Raw genomic sequence first — 18864 nt, 5'->3', positions numbered from 1 at the left:
GGCCGGTCGCACCGAGCGGCGTGATCGACGCGCACGATCGCGCAAGCCGCTTGCAGTCGCTGTCGTAGAGTTGCGTCATGTCGCGCAGGCTGGCCGAGGTCGCCCAGAAGGTCGGAGTGAGCGAGGCGACCGTCAGTCGCGTCCTCAACGGCAAGCCCGGCGTCTCCGAGCCCACGCGTCAGGCCGTCCTCACGGCGCTCGACGTGCTCGGGTACGAGCGCCCCACCAAGCTGCGCGGCGAGCGGGCCCGGCTGGTCGGGCTCGTGCTCCCCGAGCTCGCGAACCCGATCTTTCCCGCGTTCGCCGAGGTCGTCGGCGGTGCGCTCGCGCAGCAGGGCTTCACGCCCGTGCTGTGCACGCAGACCGCCGGCGGGATCAGCGAGGCCGACTACGTCGAGCTGCTCCTCGGCCAGCACGTCTCGGGCATCGTCTTCGCGGGCGGCAACTACGCGCAGCGCGACGCCGGCCACGCGCACTACGAGCGCCTCGTGCGCCGCAACCTGCCGGCCGTGCTCATCAACGCGTCGATCGAGTCGCTGCCGTTCCCGCGCGTCTCGTGCGACGACGAGGTCGCCGTCGAGCAGGCGCTCGGTCACCTCACCGCGCTCGGCCACACGAGGATCGGGATGCTGCTCGGCCCGGCCGACCACGTCCCGTCGGAACGCAAGCTCGGCGCCGCGCGCGCGATGGCGGCGCGCCTGGGCATCGAGCTCGGCGACGACCGCGTCACGCGCAGCGCGTACTCGCTCGAGAGCGGGCAGGCCGCCGCCGCCCGGCTCCTGCGTGCGGGCGTCACGGGCATCGTGTGCGCGAGCGACCCCCTGGCCCTGGGCGCGATCCGGGCGGTGCGGCGCGCAGGCCTGCGCGTGCCGCAGGACGTCTCGGTGGTCGGCTACGACGACTCGGCGCTCATGAACTGCACGGACCCGCCCCTGACCACGGTGCGGCAGCCCATCGAGCCGATGGGTCGCGCCGCGATCGACCTGCTCGTCGGGCAGATCGCCGGCTCGGCCGCCCCGCAGGACGAGCTCCTGTTCGAGCCCGAGCTCGTGGTGCGCGGCTCGACGGCGCCCGCCACGACCGCCTGACCGGGCTCACCCGTCGGCGGCGGTCCCCGCGCGTCCTTCGACGAGGCGCTCGAGGCCGTCGAGCACGCGGTCGAGGGCGAAGCGGTAGGCGTGCGCCGGCTCGTGCGCGCTGCCGTGGGCCTCACCGGCTGCCGAGCCGATCCGGGATGCCCGCGGGTAGGCCGCAGGGTCGAGGACGCGCTCGAGGACCGGGCCTGCGGCGGCCCACCACTCCTCGTCGCCCTGTGCGGTCTGCTCGCGGGTCGCGTGGGCCTCGATCGAGTCGCGTGCGCACGCCCGGACGACGACGAGGAGGTGCGTCAGGCAGTCGTCGACCGTCACGTCGTCGAGCCCCGCGTCGTCGAACGCCGCGAGCTCGTGCTCGTACTTCGCCATCTGGCCGGGCCCGAGCGGCGGGCGCAGGGTCGACACGGCGGCGGCCCACGGGTGGGCCTCGTACAGCGCCATGTTCTCTTCCGCCACCGCGCGCACGCGCTCGCGCCACGGCAGCCCCGTGGTGGGGCGGCGGTCCATGCGTGCGTACGCGGCGTCGAGCATGAGGTCGAGCAGCTCCGCCTTGCCCGGCACGTACGTGTAGACGGACATGGGTGGGACGCCCGCGCGGCGTGCGACCGCGCGCATCGTCAGCCCCGCGAGGCCCTCGTCGTCGGCCAGGGAGATCGCGGCGTCGACGATCGTGTCGACGTCGAGCGCGCGCCGCGGGCCGCGCCGGGGGAGTGCCGACGGGTCCCGCCACAGGAGCGCGAGCGTGCGCGCGGGGTCGCCGGCGCTCGTCCGGGCGGGCGCGTCGGCGTCGGCGGGCGTGCGCCGGGAAGGCGCGTCGGGGGTCACGGGAACATTCTCGCTCCTCGGGCGTTGTACAGCGTACGTCGTACAATGTACGGCGTTCGTTCCGCTCCCGCTCGACCCTCGCCCTGGAGGCAGCATGCAGATCTCAGCCACCGCCGTGTCCCTCAACGTCGACGACGCGCAGGCGTCGGCGCAGTTCCTCGTCGACCACTTCGGCTTCACGGTCACGATGTCCGCCGACGGGTTCGCGTCGCTCGCGCGGGACGACGCCGGCGCGAGCGTCGTGTTCCTCCGGCGCGGGCTGCCGACGCTCCCGGAGGACCAGCGCAACGACCGCGCGCAGGGCGTCATCCTGGCGTTCGTCGTGGACGACCTCGAGGGCGAGCTCGCCCGCCTCGAGCGTGAGGGCGTCGCCATCACGATGCCGCTCACCGTCGAGGAGTGGGGCGAGCGCGCGTTCCAGGTCCGCGACCCCAACGGGGTGATCGTGCAGCTCGTGGACTGGAACGGCCCGACCGCGGGGTGATGCGCGCCCGATCGCGTCCGTCGTCGCCCGCTCCCGTGGCGCCGCGGGCGTGGTCGAGGTCACGACAGGCCGTCCGCTGCGCACCCGCACCGGGCGGCCTGTCGTATGACCAACGGAGACTGATCACGTTTCGATAACCGTCCTGTCAAGTTCTTGCGTGCAACCAGTCGCCTCCTTTAGTGTCGGCGACGCGAGGCAGCCCCGGCACGGGAGGGGAACCGGTCTCGCCGGCAGGCCTCATCGCCCGCCGTCGCAACGGAGCGAGAGGTCACGCCGACGTGGCAGAGCAGGGCAGGCACGACGACGCGTGGTGGCGCACCGCGGTCATCTACCAGGTGTACGTGCGCAGCTTCGCGGACGCCGACGGCGACGGGACCGGCGACCTCGCGGGCGTCCGCGCCCGCCTGCCCTACCTGCGTGACCTGGGCGTCGACGCCCTCTGGTTCACGCCCTGGTACCGCTCTCCGATGGCGGACGGCGGCTACGACGTCGCCGACTACCGGACGATCGACCCCGCGTTCGGGACGCTCGCCGAGGCCGAGCGCCTCGTCCAGGACGCGCTCGCGCTCGGCATCCGCACGATCGTCGACGTGGTCCCCAACCACGTCTCCGACCAGCACCCCTGGTTCCAGGCGGCGCTCGCGGCCGGCCCCGGCTCGCCCGAGCGCGAGCGCTTCTGGTTCCACCCGGGCAGGGGCCCGCAGGGCGACGAGATGCCGACGCGCTGGGAGTCGAGCTTCGCCGGCCCTACCTGGACCCGGACCACCGGGCCCGACGGCGCCCCCGGCGAGTGGTACCTGCACCTGTTCACCCCCGAGCAGCCCGACCTCAACTGGGACCACCCGGAGGTGCGCGCCGAGCATGAGGACATCCTGCGGTTCTGGTTCGACCGTGGTGTCGCGGGCATCCGCATCGACTCGGCCGCGCTCCTCGTCAAGGACCCGGCGCTGCCGGAGGTCCCGGACCGGCCGGGCCCGGGCGAGCACCCCCACATGGACCGCGACGCGCTGCACGACGTGTACCGCTCCTGGCGGCGCGTGGCCGACGCGTACGACCCGCCGCGCGTGCTCGTCGGCGAGGTGTGGCTCGCGGACGCCGCCCGGTTCGCCCAGTACCTGCGCCCGGACGAGATGCACACGGCCTTCAACTTCGACTTCATGGCCCGGCCGTGGGACGCGAAGGAGCTGCGCGAGTCCGTGGAGACGACGCTCGAGGCGCACCGCTCCGTCGACGCACCCGCCACCTGGGTGCTGTCGAACCACGACGTCACGCGGCCCGTCACGCGCTACGGCCGCGCGGACTCGTCCTTCGACTTCGCCGCCAAGCGCTTCGGCACGCCGACGGACCTGGCCGTCGGGCGACGTCGGGCCCGCGCCGCAGCGGTCCTCACGGCCGCACTGCCCGGCTGCCTCTACGTGTACCAGGGCGACGAGCTCGGGCTGCCGGAGGTCGAGGACCTGCCGCTCGACCGCCTCCAGGACCCCATGCACTTCCGCTCCGGCGGCGTGGACCCCGGGCGGGACGGCTGCCGCGTGCCGCTGCCCTGGTCCGGCGACGCACCGCCCTACGGCTTCTCCCCGACGGCGCGCGAGCCCTGGCTGCCCCAGCCGCGCGACTGGGCAGACCTCACCGCCGAGCACCAGGCGCAGGACCCGGGCTCGATGCTCAGCCTCTACCGCACGCTGCTCGCGCTGCGCCGCGACGACCCGGACCTGCGCACCGGCGCCCTGCGCTGGCTCGACGCCGACGCGCACGACGGGGTGCTCGCGTTCATGCGCGGCGACGGCCTCGCATGCGTGGTCAACCTCAGCCCCGCGCCCGTTCCGCTGCCCGCGCACGACGCCGTGCTCGTGGCCAGCGGAGAGCTCGTCGACGGGCTGCTGCCCACCGACACCGCGGTGTGGCTCCGGCTGCCCGCCGCACCAGCTGCCACCTCCAGGCCCACCCCCACCCCACCCGAGTAACGCACGAACGAGCCGACCGGCTCGACCCACAGAAGGAGTGACGATGAGGTCCACACGATGCGCGGCGATGACGCTCACGAGCGTGCTCGCCCTGGGTGCACTGACCGCGTGCGCCGGGACGGACGGCGACGACGCCGCACCCGCCGGTGACTCGGAGGCGACGACCACGCTGAGGGTCGTCAGCCTCATCCCGGGGTCCGAGCAGGAGGCCTTCGACGCGTTCGACGAGCGCGTGGCCCAGTTCGAGGACCTCAACCCGGACATCGACATCGAGGCCGTCGAGTACGAGTGGCGGGCCACCACGTTCGCGGCCCAGCTCGCGGGCGGCACGCTGCCCGACGTCTACGAGATCCCGCTGACGGACGCCAAGACGCTCATCGAGAACGGCCAGCTCGCGGACGTCGACGAGCAGTTCCAGGCGCTTGAGTACGCGGACGACTTCAACGAGACGCTGCTCGACGCCGGCAAGGGCGAGGACGGCAAGGTCTACGCGATCCCCGCGAAGTCGATCTACGGCGTCGCGCTGCACTACAACCGCGCGATGTTCGAGCAGGCGGGCCTCGACCCCGACCAGCCGCCGACCACCTGGGACGAGGTCCGCGACGCCGCCAAGGCGATCAAGGACGCCACGGGCCAGGCCGGCTTCGCGACGATGGCCGCGAACAACACGGGCGGGTGGCAGCTCGCCGCCGCGACGTACTCGCGCGGGGGTCGCGTCCAGGAGGCCGGCGACGACGGCACGTACACGGCGACGCTCGACAACGACGGCACGCGCGAGGCGCTCCAGTTCCTGCACGACCTGCGCTGGGAGGACGACTCGGTCCTCGCGGACACGACGCTCGACTGGAGCACCATCAACCAGGCCTTCGCGGGCGGCCAGACGGCGATGTACACGTCCGGCTCCGACGTCCTGACGTCGCTCATCGAGACCAACGGCCTCGACAGCGCGGACTACGGGCTGACCGCGATCCCGGTCGACGGCGACGACGCGGGCGTGCTCGTGGGCGGCACCCTCGCCGCGGTCAACGTCAAGGCGGACGACGCCGTCAAGGACGCGGCCGTCCGGTGGATCGACTTCTTCTACCTGAGCAAGCTCCTCGACGAGGAGCAGGCCGTGGCCGACGCCGAGGTCCGTGCGGACAACGGCCAGGCCGTCGGCACGCCCGTGCTGCCCATCTTCAGCCGCGAGCAGTACGAGCTCTCGCTCGAGTGGGTCGCCGACTACATCAACGTGCCGCTCGAGCAGATGGTCGGGTACACGGACGTGATGTTCGACCAGCCCGTGGTCGGTGAGCCGAGCCGCTCCACGCAGGAGACGTACGGCGCGCTCGACACCGTGGTGCAGGCCGTCCTCACGGACGACAACGCGGACATCGACGCGCTCCTCGAGACCGCGAACACGCAGGTCCAGGCCCTGCTCGACGAGGGCTGACCTCAGCCCCCGCGGTGTCCGGCGCCCCGGTCGGTCGCACGCTCACCCTGGACGAGCGTGCGACCGGTCCGGGCGCCGGGCCCGCGGATGCCCCCTGGCCGACGTCCGGCCCCCACGTCCCTGCTCGACCCCTGAGAGGCGAGGCATGACCACCCCCGATGTCACCCGGGGCCGCGCGCCGGCCCCGGAACCCACCCCGGTCAGGCGCCGACGAAGCCCCGCGGCGTGGGTGCGGCGCGGAGGCCTGAGCGCCCTCGTCTTCGCGCTCCCGCTCCTGCTCGTCTTCGGCGTGTTCTCGTGGCTGCCGATCGGCCGGGCGGTGCTCATGAGCTTCCAGGAGACGAACCTCATCACCACGACGTGGGTGGGCCTGGACAACTTCCGGGCGGTGTTCGCGGACCCGCTGCTGCCGCAGGCGCTGCGCAACACCGCGTGGTTCGCGGTGCTCGCGCTGCTCTTCGGCTACCCCGTGCCGCTCGTCGCGGCGGTGCTGATGAGTGACGTGCGACGCCTCAAGGGGCTGTTCTCGGCGCTCGCGTACCTGCCCGTCGTCGTGCCGCCCGTCGTCGCCGTGCTGCTGTGGAAGTTCTTCTACGACCCCCGGCCCGAGGGCGTGTTCAACTCGATCCTCGGGTGGCTCGGCGCGGGGCCGTTCCCGTGGCTCCAGGACCAGACGTGGGCCATGCCGTCCCTGGTCCTCGAGGCCACGTGGGCCGCGGCCGGCGGCACCGTGATCATCTACCTCGCGGCCCTGACGAGCGTCCCTGCCGAGCTGTACGACGCAGCCGAGGTCGATGGGGCGTCCATCTGGCGCAAGATCTGGCACGTGACGCTGCCGCACCTGCGGGGCGTCCTGCTCATCACGCTGATCCTGCAGGTCATCGGGACCGCCCAGGTGTTCCTCGAGCCGTACCTCTTCACGGGCGGCGGGCCGGCGAACGCGACGCTGACGATCCTGCTGCTCATCTACCGCTACGCGTTCGGCCAGAGCCTCGGTGCCGACTACGGCCAGGCGACGGCGCTGAGCCTCCTGCTCGCCGTGCTCCTCGCCGTCGCGTCGCTCGCCTACTTCCGTCTGACCCGACGCTGGAGCACCTCGTGACCACGACCGCCGCAGGCTCGCACGCCGCCGCCCACGCCGCCGCCCACGGAGCCGCCACGGGAGCGGCCGGGGGGAACCTGGGCCGGGGCGAGGGCGTCCAGTCCCGTGCATTGGCGGGCCGTCCCGCGCATGAAGGGCCGGGGAGCTCGTCGGGCCGTGGCTCGAGGCGGCGTCGCCGGGCTCGGGACGCGGAGGCCGACCGCGGCATCCTGTCCGAGGCCGACTGGCGACGTCCGCTCGTGCGGCGCGGCATGTCGACGGTGCACCTGGTGATGCTCGTGCTGCTCGTGATCTGGGGGATCGGCCCGATCGTGCTGCTCGCGAAGTTCGCGGTCACGCCGACGCAGGACATCCTGCGCACCCCGCTCGCGGTGTTCCCGAACGGCATCGCGTGGGGCAACCTCGCCGAGGCGTGGAACGACGTGCGCGTGAGCCACTACTTCCTCAACACCGTGTGGGTCGCGGCCGGCTCGTGGGTGAGCCAGGTAGTGGTCGCCGCGACGGGCGGGTACGTGCTGTCCGTGCTGCGCCCCCGCTACGCGAAGGCGCTCCAATGGGCGGTCCTCGCGACGCTGTTCGTGCCCGCCGTCGTGCTCCTCGTGCCGCTGTACCTGACGATCCTGGACCCGCCCGTCGGGTCGTCGATGCTCAACACGTTCTGGGCCGTGTGGCTCCCGGCGGGTGCGAGCGCGTTCAACGTGGTGCTCGTGCAGCGCTTCTTCGACTCGCTCCCGCGCGAGGTGTTCGAGGCCGCACGGGTCGACGGCGCCGGGCCGTTCCGGCTGTTCTGGTCGATCGTGCTGCCCATGAGCAAGCCGATCCTCGGCGTCGTCTCGGTGTTCGCCGTGATCGCGTCCTGGAAGGACTTCCTGTGGCCGCTGCTCGTGCTGCCGAACCCGGACCTGCAACCGCTGTCCGTGCGCCTGCCGTCCCTGCAGGGATCCACGGACATGGGTGTGCTCATGGCCGCGCTCGCGATCTCCACGATCATCCCGGTGCTGGTGTTCCTGGTGTTCCAGCGCCTCTTCCTGCGCGGCGCCGGGCTCGGCGGGGCGGTCAAGGGGTGAGGTGGGCGGCGGCTGTGAGGCTGCGGTAGCCGATCCTGGACTCAACCGGTCGTCGTGCTCCTTCAGTGGTCGAGGAGCACACCAGCGATGAGCGCGGCACTGAACACCGCTCCGATCGATACGCCGACGACGAGGTCAGCACGTGTCGGGAGCGAGTCGTCCGACGGCGACTCTCCCGGTGGTTCGCCATTCGCTTGCCATGCACGCAGCTGGCGGCGCGCGCGTGCGAAACGTAGTGACAAGGGTGCGACGAGCCCAAGTGCGGGGAAGATCAGTGCAACGGCCAGCGCCAGGGCAGAACCCGCAGCGAGCGGGCCGACGAACGAGCGCGCCACCAGCGCGGCTGCAGCAGCCGGCAGGTACGCGACGAACGACAGCACCGGGACCGAGTACGTCAGCACCTCGAGGGCGTAGTCGCGGCCCCACACCGAAGCCTGCGGACCCAAGCCATCGTTGACGACGTCCCTGGCTATTCCTTCCCGTGATCGGCCACGAGAATCTCGGGAAGCGACGGAGCGCGTGACGAAGGGCCTCGAGAAGCGATAGAGCAGGCGCCAGGCAAACGCGGATTCTCGGATATATCGAATGGGTCGCTCCCTGTGCGGTTCGCGGCAGCGAGCGGCCGCGTCGGCCGTAGTTGCGGGCTCACTCTTTCGATAACGTCCGCTACTGATCATGATCTTGCCAGGCGGTAGCCGCGGTTATGGGGTCGAGTCTGGCAGGTGGGCTCATGGCCGGGAGCCCCCGGGCTGGCGAGCGACTCCGCCACCGGGTGGGCAGACCATCCGCTCGCCCGCGCCTGTCACGAGCGTCCACGCCCTCGACCTCTACCCGAGCGCCGACGCCTCGCCCAACACGCCCTGGAGTGCGATGAGCCGCCAAAGCCACCCTCGTCATCGTCCTCGCGCGGCCCGCGATCGTGCGTTTTGTGCAGGAGGTATCGCGCTGTGAGCCGTACGGCGCGCTGCTCCCCCCGACGTTCGTTGGCCGCCCGTCTCTGCCAGCACCTTGAACTCGCGAGGTCATCCAGGCCGCTCGCCGCGCCGGGGACGAGTTGAATGGTCTAACCAAGGCGGCGACCCCGCCTATACGAGCAGGACAAAGGCGGCCACGGCGACTGCTAGCGGCAGGGCGTAGACAAGGTCGCGAGTGCCTGGCTGCGACGTGGCCGACGGTCCTCGTCCTCGCGACAGATCTCGCCGTGCGACGCTCCAACGGGCTGCCCACACGAAGCCCAGGCCGAGCAGTGGCGCCCGAAGCAGGCTGCTGGCCGCCTGGGCGACGGCCACGCCCACGTGACTCCCCGTGACCGCCTCGAAAGCAATCCCGCATCCTGCGCCAAGAATGAGCACGGAAGCCCCCAGGGCTATGGCGGAGTTTGTCAGGAGGGCGAGAAGCCGGTTGGTATGCGAGTGGCATCAAATCCCCTAGTAGGTGGAAGCGCCCGTCTGATGATAGCCACGCGAATGACGAGCTCACTGCCGAAGGTGGCGCCAGGTTCAAGATCCAAGCATCGACATGGTCGGCCCAGAAGGTGACCGTGCGGCCAAAGCGCCCTGGTTGATTCATCGCCACGCGGGTAGTTGCCGCCTGGGTCACCCCGCTTGGCGTACCGAACGCCTGAGTGACGGCTTTCCCAGCCACTGACCCTACGACCGGGATCGCTGAGATCGCGCTCATCACGGCGGCGCCCGCGCCTTCGTCCTGCGCGTGCTTCGTCCGAACGGACCAGCCGCCCGCGCATCGGCCGTAGCAGAGCTGCGGGCGAGATCTCCCGAGGTCAGTCAGGGCGACCGGTAGACCCGACCGGCCGCGGTCCTCCGCACCAGGCCTCCCACCGTGGCTAGTCTCCCCTCGAGCGGGAAGGGGGGCCGTCATGCACGAGCGGATGCGCGTTAGCGTCGACGACGAGATGACCGTCGAGGGCACCACCGTGACGATGACCGTCACTGTGCACGCCGAGGACCACTACAGCTTCAACCGTGGTCAGGCCGACATCGCGAGCGGCGCGCCCGACGACGCCAACGGCCGTTTCACCGAGGTCGGCTGGGCCAAGCCGTTCCCGACGAGCGGCGGGCTCACCCGGACCATCACCTGGCAGGTCGGTTCCCCCGAGGGTGCGACCGAAGTCCTCACCGAGGAGCCGGGGGGATGAACCATCGTCGGACCGCACGCGGCCGCCTGGCGGCGATCGCCGTCGTCGTCGCCACCACTTTCGGCCTTGCCGCGTGCGACGCCGGCCCCCGCACCCCCGAAGGGACTCGTACCGACATGCCGCAGACCGCCACCAAGACCGGCGACGGCACCGAACGCCGTGACCTCGCCCCCCTGACGTCCCGGATCCCCACGCTCGAAGGCGTGCAGGACGCCACTTGGTACAGCGGCACGCTCGGTTCCAGCGACGCCCCCGGGCCGTCCCTGTACTGGATCGACGCCGTCGTCACACTCCCGCCCGGCACCGCGGACGAACTGCGGAACACCCTCGATCTGGCGCCCGCCACTGACGCACCGGACGTTGTCGACGCACTGGCTCCCGCCGTGCCCGACGGCGACCTGCTGATGGGCGAGCAGCTCGACGCGGCGTTCTCGTACCAGGGGTGGCACAGCACCGCCTACCTCTCGGCGTCGGGCGACCAGCTGGTCCTAGGTGTCGTCGGGGAGTAGTCGACGGTGTCCCCGGTGTCGTTGAGCGCTCGAGGTCGCCTGATGCGCCGGACCAGCTGGGGCAGGCCCGTCCCGCCGTGGCTAGGCTCCCTTCGAGCGAGAAGGGGGCCGTCATGGACGAGCCGATACCGCTGGAGGCCGCACTCGTGGCGGGCGTCTGCCTGGTCCTGGGGGCGATCGCGATTGCTGTCGTCGTCCGCCGCGCGGCGTCGGGCCGGATGGGGCCCAACCCGTGGGCGGGGATCCGCACCCCGACGGTGCAGCGGAGCCCGGAGACGTGGCGCGTCGGGCACCTGGCGGCTCGCGGGCCCACGGACATCGGCGCGGCCGGCATGGCGCTGTCGGGTCTCGCGGCGCCGTTCCTGCACGACGGCGTGGCCTTCACCGTCGTGGCGATCGGCGGCTCCGCCTGGGGCGTGGCCTGGCTGATCATCGGCGCGGCCCGGGCGTCGTCGGCCGCCCGTGCGGTGGCACCCCTCGGCCGGGGCGGCACGCGCCTCGACTGACCGCTGCGACCGCGGGTCCGTCGCCGTCCGACCGCTCATGGCCGCGCCCAGCGCGTCGAGCAGCACCCTCGCGACGCCCCGATTCGGGCCCACCTGATGGACCCTGTTCGACCTCGGCGAAAACCCTTGGCACGACGCGCGGGGCCGACGTACCGTCGTTGTCACACGGGAAAGGAGGTGGTCCAGAAGATGATTTCTCTTCGGACGCGTGAGGTGACTGCCCGCTAGTCGCCCGATGGCATCGGACGGATTGCCTCCGGTCCCCTACCGCTCGTGCGGCAGCGAGACCCAGGCAGTCACCGCAGCCCGTGGGAGCCGTGCATCGTCCAGCACGGCGCGCCGGTCCCCCTGACCGGTAGCCCACGGGCTGTTCCATGCCCGCAGCCCGCAGCCCGCAGCCCGCAGCCCGCAGCCCGCAGCCCGCAGCCCGCAGCCGACGGCCGTTCGGCGTGATCGCGCGATGGCAGGATGACGCGCGTGCCGCTCTTCGCCGACTTCGAGCCCGCGACCCGCGGGGTGCTCGACCCCTCCGTCGTGATCCGCGCCGCCCGCACGGACGACGTCGAGGGCGTCGCCGCCGTAGCCTCGAGCCGCGGCGAGCTTCCCGCCGGGTTCCGCGACCGGCTGGCCGCGTGGGTGGCCGCCCCCGAGGGTCAGGTGCTCGTCGGGGACCGCGGCGGCGAGGTCGTCGGCTGGGCCCGCGTCGCACCGCTCACCGGGCTCGACGTCCCCGACGGCCTGTACGTCCAGGCGCTCACCGTCGCGCCCGCCCACCGCCGGCGCGGGACGGCCGACCGCCTCCTCGGCGGCCTCGTCGCCTGGTCCGCGGAGCGCGCCGACGTGCTGCGCAGCGTCATCAACGCCGGCAACCTCCCGTCGATCCTCGTGCACGCCCAGCACGGGTTCCGGGAGGTCGCACGCGGCTCCACGTTCGCGGGCATCACGTTCCAGGGCGGCGTCGGGGTGCTCATGGCCGCCGAGCTCGGTGAGGGAGGACGACCATGACGGAACCCCACGTGTACCGCGTGATGACGGTGTGCACCGGCAACATCTGCCGGTCACCCATGGCCGAGGTCGTGCTGCGGGACCGCCTCGAGCGCGCTGGGCTCGGGGACCGCGTGCTCGTCGACTCCACCGGGATCAGCGACGAGGAGCACGGTCGTCCCATCGACCGGCGCGCCCAGCGCGTGCTCGCCGCGCACGGATACCCGGTCCCCGCGCACCGGGCTCGCCAGGTCACGGCCGTCGACCTCGCGACGCGTGACCTCGTACTCGCGATGACCTCGGCCCACGCCCGCGCGCTGCGTGCGCTCGCGCACGACGAGCCGCGCCTCCGCGACCGTGTGCGCATGTACCGCTCCTTCGACCCCGCGGCGCCCACCGACGGCCCCGAGCACCTGCTCGACGTCGACGACCCCTGGTACGGCGACCAGGAGGGGTTCGAGGTGACGCTCGCCGAGGTCGAGGCGGCGGCCGACGCCGTCGTCGAGCACGCCCGCGCTGCCCTCGCGGCACGCGAGCCCGGTCGGTAGCGCTCGCGGGCACCATCGGCCACGGTCCGGCGTTGGACCCCGTGAACGCGCCTGACGACGCCGACCGAGGAGGACCCATGAAGTGCCCGATCGACGATGCCGAGCTCGTGATGTCGGAGCGGCAGGGGGTCGAGATCGACTACTGCCCCACGTGCCGCGGGGTGTGGCTCGACCGCGGGGAGCTCGACAAGATCCTCGACCGCGCCGCGACGGCCCCCGGACCCGGGGCAGCCACCGGCCCCGCACCCGTCGCGCCCGCCCCCGCACCCGCGGCGGCGTTCCCGCCGGCACCCGACCCGCGGACCTACCGCCCGGCCCCCGCGCCCGAGCCGTACCGCGAGCCACGCCGCGAGGGCTACCCCGACCAGTACCGGGACGGCTACCGCGAGCCGCGCCGCGAGGGCTACCCCGACCAGTACCGCGACGGCCGCCCCTACAAGAAGCGCAAGGAGTCCTGGCTCAGCGACATCCTCGACTTCGGGTAGACACCGGCCGCGCGGACGGCGCCAGGAGGGGTGGACGGCACCAGGATGGGTGCATGAAGGTCGCGCGCCGAGCCCAGGTCCCTCCGTTCGCCGTGATGCAGGTGCTCGCGGCGGCCAACGCCCGACGCGACGCGGGCCAGCCCGTCATCAACCTGTGCGCGGGCCAGCCCCTGGCGGGGGCGTCGTCGGTCGTGCGTGACCGGGCGGCGGCGCTCCTCGCCGTCGGCGACATCGGGTACACCGAGGCTGTCGGCGTCCCGCCGCTGCGTGCCGCGATCGCCGAGCACTACGACCGTTGGTACGGCGTCGACGTGACGCCCGAGCAGGTCGCGGTCACCACGGGCTCGTCCGGTGCGTTCATGCTCGCGTTCCTCGCGGCGTTCGACGCCGGGGACCGGGTCGCGATCGCCCGGCCCGGGTACCCGGCCTACCGGAACATCCTGGCCGCGCTCGACTGCGAGGTCGTCGAGCTCGACTGCGGCCCCGCGTCGCGCTACCAGCCGACGGTCGACCAGCTCATGGCCGCGTACTACGACGGCGGCCTCGACGGCCTGGTCCTCGCGAGCCCCGCGAACCCGACCGGCACCATGGTCACGCCCGACGAGCTCGACGCGCTCGCGGCCTGGTGCACCGAGTACGGCGTGCGCCTGATCAGCGACGAGATCTACCACGGCATCGTCTACGCCCGCCCGGGTGCCTCCGACGCCGCGCCGATGCCCGCAGCCCCGGGCACGCCGCACCCGTCAGCACCGCCGGAGCAGGCGACCGCCGCGCGCTGGACGGACCGCGGCGCCGTCGTCGTCTCCTCGTTCTCGAAGTACTGGGCCATGACCGGGTGGCGGCTCGGCTGGCTCGTGCTGCCACCCGACCTCGTCGCACCGGTCGACGCGCTCGCGGGCAACGTGGCGCTGTGCCCGCCGGGCCTCGCGCAGCACGCCGCCGTGGCGGCGATGAGCCCGCAGGGGTACGCGGCCGCGGAGGCCGACGTCGCGACGTACGCCGCGTCACGTGAGCTGCTGCTGCGCCGTCTGCCGGAGCTCGGCTGGGGTGTCGCCCCGCCCGACGGCGCCTTCTACCTGTACGCCGACATCTCGGCGTCGGGCCTCGACTCGGTCACGTGGTGCGCGCGCCTGCTCGCCGAGGCTGATGTCGCGATGACACCGGGGACGGACTTCGACGCCGTGCACGGGCGCGACTGGGTGCGGCTGTCCTTCGCGTCACCGGCCGCGGTCGTCGACGAGGCCGTCGACCGGATCGTCGCCTGGCAGGCGACGCTCGCGTAGGCGGGGGAGCGCGGGCCGGGTGGCGCGGCGGTCTACGCTGGCCCTGCTGAACAACCGAACACGCTGCTCGAGCTGTGGCGGGAGAGTCCCCGGCCTTCACGGACCGGGGCGCCGAAGGAGCAAACCCTCCCCGGGAATCTCTCAGGCCCCCGTACCGCCACGGTGAGGCAACTCTGGAAAGCGGCCGCCCCCGGGTGGCCCACCGACGGTGCAAGCCGGCGCGCCCCGACAGGCGGACCGGCCAAACTCTCAGGTCGTGCGCCCAGGCGTACGGATGACAGAGCGGGGAGGCCCTGCCCCCGTCCGGCATGCGCCGGGCACAGCCCTGGAGCCGCCCGTGACCACGTCAGCGCACACCACCACACCCGCCGCCGAGGGCTTCGTCGACCGCCACGTCGGGCCGCGGCCCACGGACCTGGACCGCATGCTCGCGCAGGTCGGTGCGGACTCCCTCGACGCGCTGATCGACGCCGCGGTGCCCTCGTCGATCCGCATGTCGCGCGCCCTCGCCCTGCCGGCGGCGCGCAGCGAGGCCGAGGTGCTCGCCGCGCTGCGCGACGTCGCGAGCCGCAACACGGTGCTCACGTCGATGATCGGCCAGGGCTACCACGGCACTGTCACCCCGCCGGTGATCCGCCGCAACGTGCTCGAGAACCCCGCCTGGTACACCGCGTACACGCCGTACCAGCCGGAGATCAGCCAGGGTCGGCTCGAGGCGCTCCTCAACTTCCAGACCATGGTCGCCGACCTCACGGGCCTGCCGATCGCCGGCGCGTCGCTCCTCGACGAGGCCACGGCGGTGACGGAGGCGGTGCTGCTCATGCGTCGCGCCGTCAAGGGTCGGCCCGACGGCGTGCTCGTCGTCGACAGCGACTGCCTGCCGCAGACCCTCGCCGTGGTGACGGGCCGCGCGGAGGCGCTCGACCTGCCGCTCCTCGTCGCCGACCTCGCGCACGGCCTGCCCGCGGACCTCGGCGGCCGCGAGCTCGTGGGCGTCGTCGTGCAGCGGCCGGGCGCGTCGGGCGTAGTGCGTGACGTGCGGGGGATCGTCGAGGAGGCGCACGCCCTCGGCGGCCTCGTGACCGTCGCCGCCGACCTGCTCTCGCTGACCCTCGTGGAGGCCCCGGGCGAGCACGGCGCGGACATCTGCGTCGGCTCCGCCCAACGGTTCGGCGTCCCCATGTTCTACGGGGGCCCGCACGCCGCGTTCATCGCGGTCCGCTCGGGCCTCGAGCGCATGCTGCCCGGCCGCCTCGTCGGGGTGTCGACGGACGCCGACGGCGCCACCGCCTACCGGCTCGCGCTGCAGACCCGTGAGCAGCACATCCGCCGCGAGAAGGCGACGAGCAACATCTGCACCGCGCAGGCCCTCCTCGCCGTCGTCGCCTCGATGTACGCCGTCTACCACGGGCCCGACGGGCTCCGCGCGATCGCCGACCAGGTGCACGCGCGCGCCGCCGCGCTCGCGGACGGGCTGCGGGCAGGGGGCGTCGACGTCGTGCACGACGCGTTCTTCGACACCGTCCTCGCGCACGTGCCGGGCCGCGCCGACGAGGTGCTGGCCGCGGCCCGGTCCCACGGGATCAACCTCCACCGCGTGGACGACGACCACGTCTCGGCCACGACCGACGAGACCACGACGCCCGAGCACGTGCAGGCCGCCGTCGAGGCGATCACCGGGACGCCCGCGAGCGCGTCGGCCGCCGAGCCCGGACCGGCACGCACCGAGCCCGCAGCCCGCCGCGCCCTGCCCGCGGAGCTCGCCCGGACCACGCCGTTCCTCGAGCACCCGACGTTCCACCGGTACCGCTCGGAGACGGCGATGCTGCGCTACCTGCGCCGGCTCGCCGACCGCGACCTCGCGCTCGACCGGACGATGATCCCGCTGGGCTCGTGCACCATGAAGCTCAACGCGGCGGTCGAGATGGAGCCCATCTCCTGGCCCGGGTTCGCGGACCTGCACCCCTTCGTCCCCGCCGACCAGGCCGCCGGGTACACCGAGCTCATCGGTGAGCTCGAGGCCTGGCTGGCCGAGATCACCGGGTACGCGGCGGCCAGCGTGCAGCCGAACGCCGGGTCGCAGGGCGAGCTCGCCGGGCTGCTCGCGATCCGCGGCTACCACCGCTCACGCGGCGACGAGCAGCGCACCGTGTGCCTCATCCCGGCATCCGCGCACGGGACCAACGCGGCGTCCGCGGTGCTCGCGGGCATGCGGGTCGTCGTCGTGAAGACGGCGCCCGACGGCGAGGTCGACCTCGAGGACCTGCGCCAGCGGCTCGAGGAGCACGCGGACCACGTCGCCGCGATCATGATCACCTACCCGTCGACGCACGGCGTCTACGAGGCACACGTGCGCGAGGTGTGCGCGCTCGTGCACGGCGCCGGCGGCCAGGTGTACATCGACGGCGCGAACCTCAACGCGCTCGTCGGCCTCGCCCAGCCCGGTGAGCTCGGCGGCGACGTGTCGCACCTCAACCTGCACAAGACGTTCTGCATCCCGCACGGCGGGGGCGGCCCCGGCGTCGGGCCGGTCGCTGTCGCCGAGCACCTCGTGCCGTTCCTGCCCGGGGCGGGCTCGACCCAGGTCGCGGCCGCGCCCCAGGGGTCGGCCGGCATCCTGCCGATCTCCTGGGCGTACGTCGCGCTCATGGGCGGCGAGGGTCTGCGCCGGGCCACCGAGGTCGCGGTGCTGAGCGCCAACTACGTCGCGTCACGCCTGCGCGAGCACTTCCCGGTGCTGTTCACGGGCCCCGGCGGGTACGTCGCGCACGAGTGCATCCTCGACCTGCGGCCCCTGACCGCGGCGACCGGCATCACGGCGGAGGACGTCGCCAAGCGGCTCATCGACTACGGCTTCCACGCACCCACCCTGTCGTTCCCCGTCGCGGGGACCCTCATGGTCGAGCCGACCGAGAGCGAGGACCTGGGCGAGCTCGACCGCTTCTGCGAGGCGATGATCGCGATCCGCCAGGAGATCGCCGACGTCGAGCGCGGCCGCTGGACCGCCGCCGACTCCCCGCTGCGCGCAGCGCCCCACACGGCCGCCTCGGTGGTCGCCGAGGCGTGGGACCGGCCCTACAGCCGCGAGACCGCCGCGTTCCCCGTCCCGGGGCTGCGTACCGACAAGTACTGGCCACCGGTGCGCCGCATCGACCAGGCTGCAGGTGACCGCAACCTGGTGTGCTCGTGCCCGCCGATCGAGGAGTACGTGTGAGCGACGACCTGACGCAGGACCCCGCACGCCGCGGCCCCCTGCACGCCGAGCACCTCACGCTCGGTGCCGCGATGACCCCGTTCGCCGGGTGGTCGATGCCCCTGCGCTACACGTCCGACCTCGAGGAGCACCGCGCGGTCCGCACCGCCGCGGGCCTGTTCGACCTGTCCCACATGGGCGAGATCCGGCTCACCGGGCCCGCCGCTGGTGCGGCGCTCGACCGCGCACTCGTGGGCAACCTGTCCGCGCTTGCGGTGGGCCGCGCGCGCTACACGATGATCTGTGCGCCCGACGGCGGGGTCCTCGACGACCTCGTGGTCTACCGGCCCGGCGCCGACCAGTACCTCGTGGTCGCGAACGCCTCCAACGTCGACGTCGTGCTCGCGGCCCTGCGCGAGCGGTGCACCGGGCCCGGCGTCGAGGTCACCGACGAGTCCGAGGCGACCGCGCTCGTCGCGGTCCAGGGGCCCGCCGCCGTGCGCGTCCTCGAGCCGCTGATCGCGGACCCGGACGAGCGCGCCGCCGTCGTCGGGCTCCGCTACTACGCGTGCACCTTCGCGTCCGTCGGGTCGGGTGCGGATGCCGGCGGCGCGGTGCGTGCCATGGTCGCGCGCACGGGCTACACGGGCGAGGACGGGTTCGAGCTCTACGTGACCGCCGACGACGCGCCCGCGCTGTGGCGTGTGCTCCTCGCCGCGGGCGCGACAGCGGGCCTCGTCCCCGCGGGCCTCGCGTGCCGGGACAGCCTGCGCCTCGAGGCCGGGATGCCCCTGTACGGCAACGAGCTCGATCGCACGACGACGCCCTACGAGGCGGGCCTCGGCCGGGTCGTCAAGCTCGACAAGGTCGACGCCGACGGTGCGCCGCTCGAGTTCGTGGGCCGTGGGCCGCTCGCCGCCCGCGCCGGGTCCGAGCCCGCGCGCGTGCTCGTCGGGCTCCAGGGCCTGTCCCGCCGGGCGGCGCGGCACGGGTACCCCGTCGTCACACCCGGCGGCACAGTGGTGGGGGAGGTCACGTCGGGCGCACCCTCGCCGACGCTCGGCCACCCGATCGCGATGGCGTACGTGACCCCCGAGGTCTCGGCCGTCGGCACGGACCTCGCGGTCGACGTGCGCGGGCGGCCCGAGCCGGTGCGCGTCGTCGACCTGCCGTTCTACCGTCGTCCGGCGAGCGCCTGAGCGCGTCGCGCACGCGCACCACGTACCCACCAGC

17 protein-coding genes and 1 riboswitch are annotated in these 18864 nt (G+C 73.1%); of the genes, 15 read left to right on the top strand and 2 right to left on the bottom strand.

Translation table 11 applies throughout. The annotated features are described in order from the left end of the window. The first annotated feature begins 77 nt into the window (after positions 1-77). The gene (locus tag FZ988_RS07070) at positions 78-1088 is read left to right on the top strand and encodes a LacI family DNA-binding transcriptional regulator (RefSeq protein WP_149203310.1); all 1011 of its coding nucleotides are present in this window, start codon (positions 78-80) and stop codon (positions 1086-1088) included. Between the two features lie 6 nt (positions 1089-1094). Here FZ988_RS07070 and FZ988_RS07065 read toward each other — a convergent pair whose 3' ends face one another. Then, the gene (locus tag FZ988_RS07065; RefSeq protein ID WP_246169291.1) at positions 1095-1919 is read right to left on the bottom strand and encodes a TetR/AcrR family transcriptional regulator; all 825 of its coding nucleotides are present in this window, start codon (positions 1917-1919) and stop codon (positions 1095-1097) included. Between the two features lie 94 nt (positions 1920-2013). Between FZ988_RS07065 and FZ988_RS07060 the strand changes: the two genes are divergently transcribed. The 5 genes from FZ988_RS07060 to FZ988_RS07040 all read left to right on the top strand — a co-directional run bounded on the left by FZ988_RS07060 (position 2014) and on the right by FZ988_RS07040 (position 7968). Beyond that, the gene (locus FZ988_RS07060; protein ID WP_149203309.1) at positions 2014-2403 is read left to right on the top strand and encodes a VOC family protein; all 390 of its coding nucleotides are present in this window, start codon (positions 2014-2016) and stop codon (positions 2401-2403) included. A gap of 278 nt (positions 2404-2681) precedes the next feature. After that, positions 2682-4367 carry a glycoside hydrolase family 13 protein gene (locus tag FZ988_RS07055; protein WP_188079015.1) on the top strand — a complete coding sequence of 562 codons (1686 nt, stop codon included), beginning with the start codon at positions 2682-2684 and terminating at the stop codon, positions 4365-4367. A 43-nt stretch (positions 4368-4410) separates the two neighbouring features. Next, on the top strand, positions 4411-5799 hold the full coding sequence (locus tag FZ988_RS07050) for an ABC transporter substrate-binding protein (RefSeq protein WP_149203307.1): 1389 nt from the start codon (positions 4411-4413) through the stop codon (positions 5797-5799). A 145-nt stretch (positions 5800-5944) separates the two neighbouring features. Further along, a complete protein-coding gene (locus tag FZ988_RS07045) occupies positions 5945-6901 on the top strand; it encodes a carbohydrate ABC transporter permease (protein WP_149203306.1) in 957 nt (318 codons plus the stop codon). A gap of 110 nt (positions 6902-7011) precedes the next feature. Beyond that, positions 7012-7968, top strand: a complete 957-nt coding sequence (locus FZ988_RS07040; RefSeq protein ID WP_425457960.1) for a carbohydrate ABC transporter permease — start codon at positions 7012-7014, stop codon at positions 7966-7968. Positions 7969-8030: 62 nt separating this feature from the next. On the opposite strand, the gene FZ988_RS07035 is transcribed toward FZ988_RS07040, so the two are convergent. After that, the gene (locus tag FZ988_RS07035; RefSeq protein ID WP_149203305.1) at positions 8031-8369 is read right to left on the bottom strand and encodes a hypothetical protein; all 339 of its coding nucleotides are present in this window, start codon (positions 8367-8369) and stop codon (positions 8031-8033) included. 1487 nt (positions 8370-9856) lie between these two features. Between FZ988_RS07035 and FZ988_RS07030 the strand changes: the two genes are divergently transcribed. The 9 genes from FZ988_RS07030 (at position 9857) to gcvT (ending at position 18830) form a co-directional block, all read left to right on the top strand. After that, positions 9857-10123: a hypothetical protein gene (locus FZ988_RS07030; RefSeq protein WP_149203304.1), complete on the top strand. Its 267-nt coding sequence runs from the start codon at positions 9857-9859 to the stop codon at positions 10121-10123. Next, on the top strand, positions 10120-10632 hold the full coding sequence (locus FZ988_RS07025; protein ID WP_149203303.1) for a hypothetical protein: 513 nt from the start codon (positions 10120-10122) through the stop codon (positions 10630-10632). Before FZ988_RS07030 ends, FZ988_RS07025 begins: the two co-directional genes overlap by 4 nt. A gap of 113 nt (positions 10633-10745) precedes the next feature. After that, on the top strand, positions 10746-11138 hold the full coding sequence (locus FZ988_RS07020) for an SdpI family protein (protein WP_149203302.1): 393 nt from the start codon (positions 10746-10748) through the stop codon (positions 11136-11138). A 477-nt stretch (positions 11139-11615) separates the two neighbouring features. After that, entirely contained in the window at positions 11616-12143 is a 528-nt protein-coding gene (locus FZ988_RS07015; protein ID WP_188079014.1) for a GNAT family N-acetyltransferase, read from the top strand. Continuing rightward, entirely contained in the window at positions 12140-12670 is a 531-nt protein-coding gene (locus tag FZ988_RS07010; protein ID WP_149203300.1) for a low molecular weight protein-tyrosine-phosphatase, read from the top strand. The genes FZ988_RS07015 and FZ988_RS07010 overlap by 4 nt, the downstream gene beginning before the upstream one ends. A 77-nt stretch (positions 12671-12747) precedes the next feature. After that, a complete protein-coding gene (locus FZ988_RS07005) occupies positions 12748-13155 on the top strand; it encodes a TFIIB-type zinc ribbon-containing protein (RefSeq protein ID WP_149203299.1) in 408 nt (135 codons plus the stop codon). A gap of 53 nt (positions 13156-13208) precedes the next feature. After that, positions 13209-14438 carry a pyridoxal phosphate-dependent aminotransferase gene (locus FZ988_RS07000; protein WP_149203298.1) on the top strand — a complete coding sequence of 410 codons (1230 nt, stop codon included), beginning with the start codon at positions 13209-13211 and terminating at the stop codon, positions 14436-14438. A gap of 68 nt (positions 14439-14506) precedes the next feature. After that, a riboswitch (glycine riboswitch) is annotated at positions 14507-14605 on the top strand. 107 nt (positions 14606-14712) lie between these two features. Then, the gene (gene gcvP / locus FZ988_RS06995) at positions 14713-17652 is read left to right on the top strand and encodes an aminomethyl-transferring glycine dehydrogenase (RefSeq protein WP_149203297.1); all 2940 of its coding nucleotides are present in this window, start codon (positions 14713-14715) and stop codon (positions 17650-17652) included. Beyond that, positions 17649-18830, top strand: a complete 1182-nt coding sequence (gene gcvT, locus FZ988_RS06990) for a glycine cleavage system aminomethyltransferase GcvT (protein WP_281287162.1) — start codon at positions 17649-17651, stop codon at positions 18828-18830. The genes gcvP and gcvT overlap by 4 nt, the downstream gene beginning before the upstream one ends. Positions 18831-18864: the final 34 nt, after the last annotated feature.

It is taken from the genome of Actinotalea subterranea, from assembly GCF_008364845.1.
Taxonomy (GTDB): domain Bacteria; phylum Actinomycetota; class Actinomycetes; order Actinomycetales; family Cellulomonadaceae; genus Actinotalea; species Actinotalea subterranea.
The sequence above is the reverse complement of the archived record's forward strand: the minus strand, read 5'-3'. Positions and strand labels throughout refer to the sequence as shown.

Excerpts from the sequence above, each read along its gene's own strand:
- FZ988_RS07045 (WP_149203306.1), top strand. The coding sequence starts at position 5,945 with ATGACCACCCCCGATGTCACCCGGGGCCGCGCGCCGGCCCCGGAACCC.
- gcvP (WP_149203297.1), top strand. The coding sequence starts at position 14,713 with ATGACAGAGCGGGGAGGCCCTGCCCCCGTCCGGCATGCGCCGGGCACA.
- FZ988_RS07050 (WP_149203307.1), top strand. The coding sequence starts at position 4,411 with ATGAGGTCCACACGATGCGCGGCGATGACGCTCACGAGCGTGCTCGCC.
- FZ988_RS07000 (WP_149203298.1), top strand. The coding sequence starts at position 13,209 with ATGAAGGTCGCGCGCCGAGCCCAGGTCCCTCCGTTCGCCGTGATGCAG.
- FZ988_RS07060 (WP_149203309.1), top strand. The coding sequence starts at position 2,014 with ATGCAGATCTCAGCCACCGCCGTGTCCCTCAACGTCGACGACGCGCAG.
- FZ988_RS07010 (WP_149203300.1), top strand. The coding sequence starts at position 12,140 with ATGACGGAACCCCACGTGTACCGCGTGATGACGGTGTGCACCGGCAAC.
- FZ988_RS07025 (WP_149203303.1), top strand. The coding sequence starts at position 10,120 with ATGAACCATCGTCGGACCGCACGCGGCCGCCTGGCGGCGATCGCCGTC.
- FZ988_RS07005 (WP_149203299.1), top strand. The coding sequence starts at position 12,748 with ATGAAGTGCCCGATCGACGATGCCGAGCTCGTGATGTCGGAGCGGCAG.
- FZ988_RS07030 (WP_149203304.1), top strand. The coding sequence starts at position 9,857 with ATGCGCGTTAGCGTCGACGACGAGATGACCGTCGAGGGCACCACCGTG.
- FZ988_RS07020 (WP_149203302.1), top strand. The coding sequence starts at position 10,746 with ATGGACGAGCCGATACCGCTGGAGGCCGCACTCGTGGCGGGCGTCTGC.
- FZ988_RS07070 (WP_149203310.1), top strand. The coding sequence starts at position 78 with ATGTCGCGCAGGCTGGCCGAGGTCGCCCAGAAGGTCGGAGTGAGCGAG.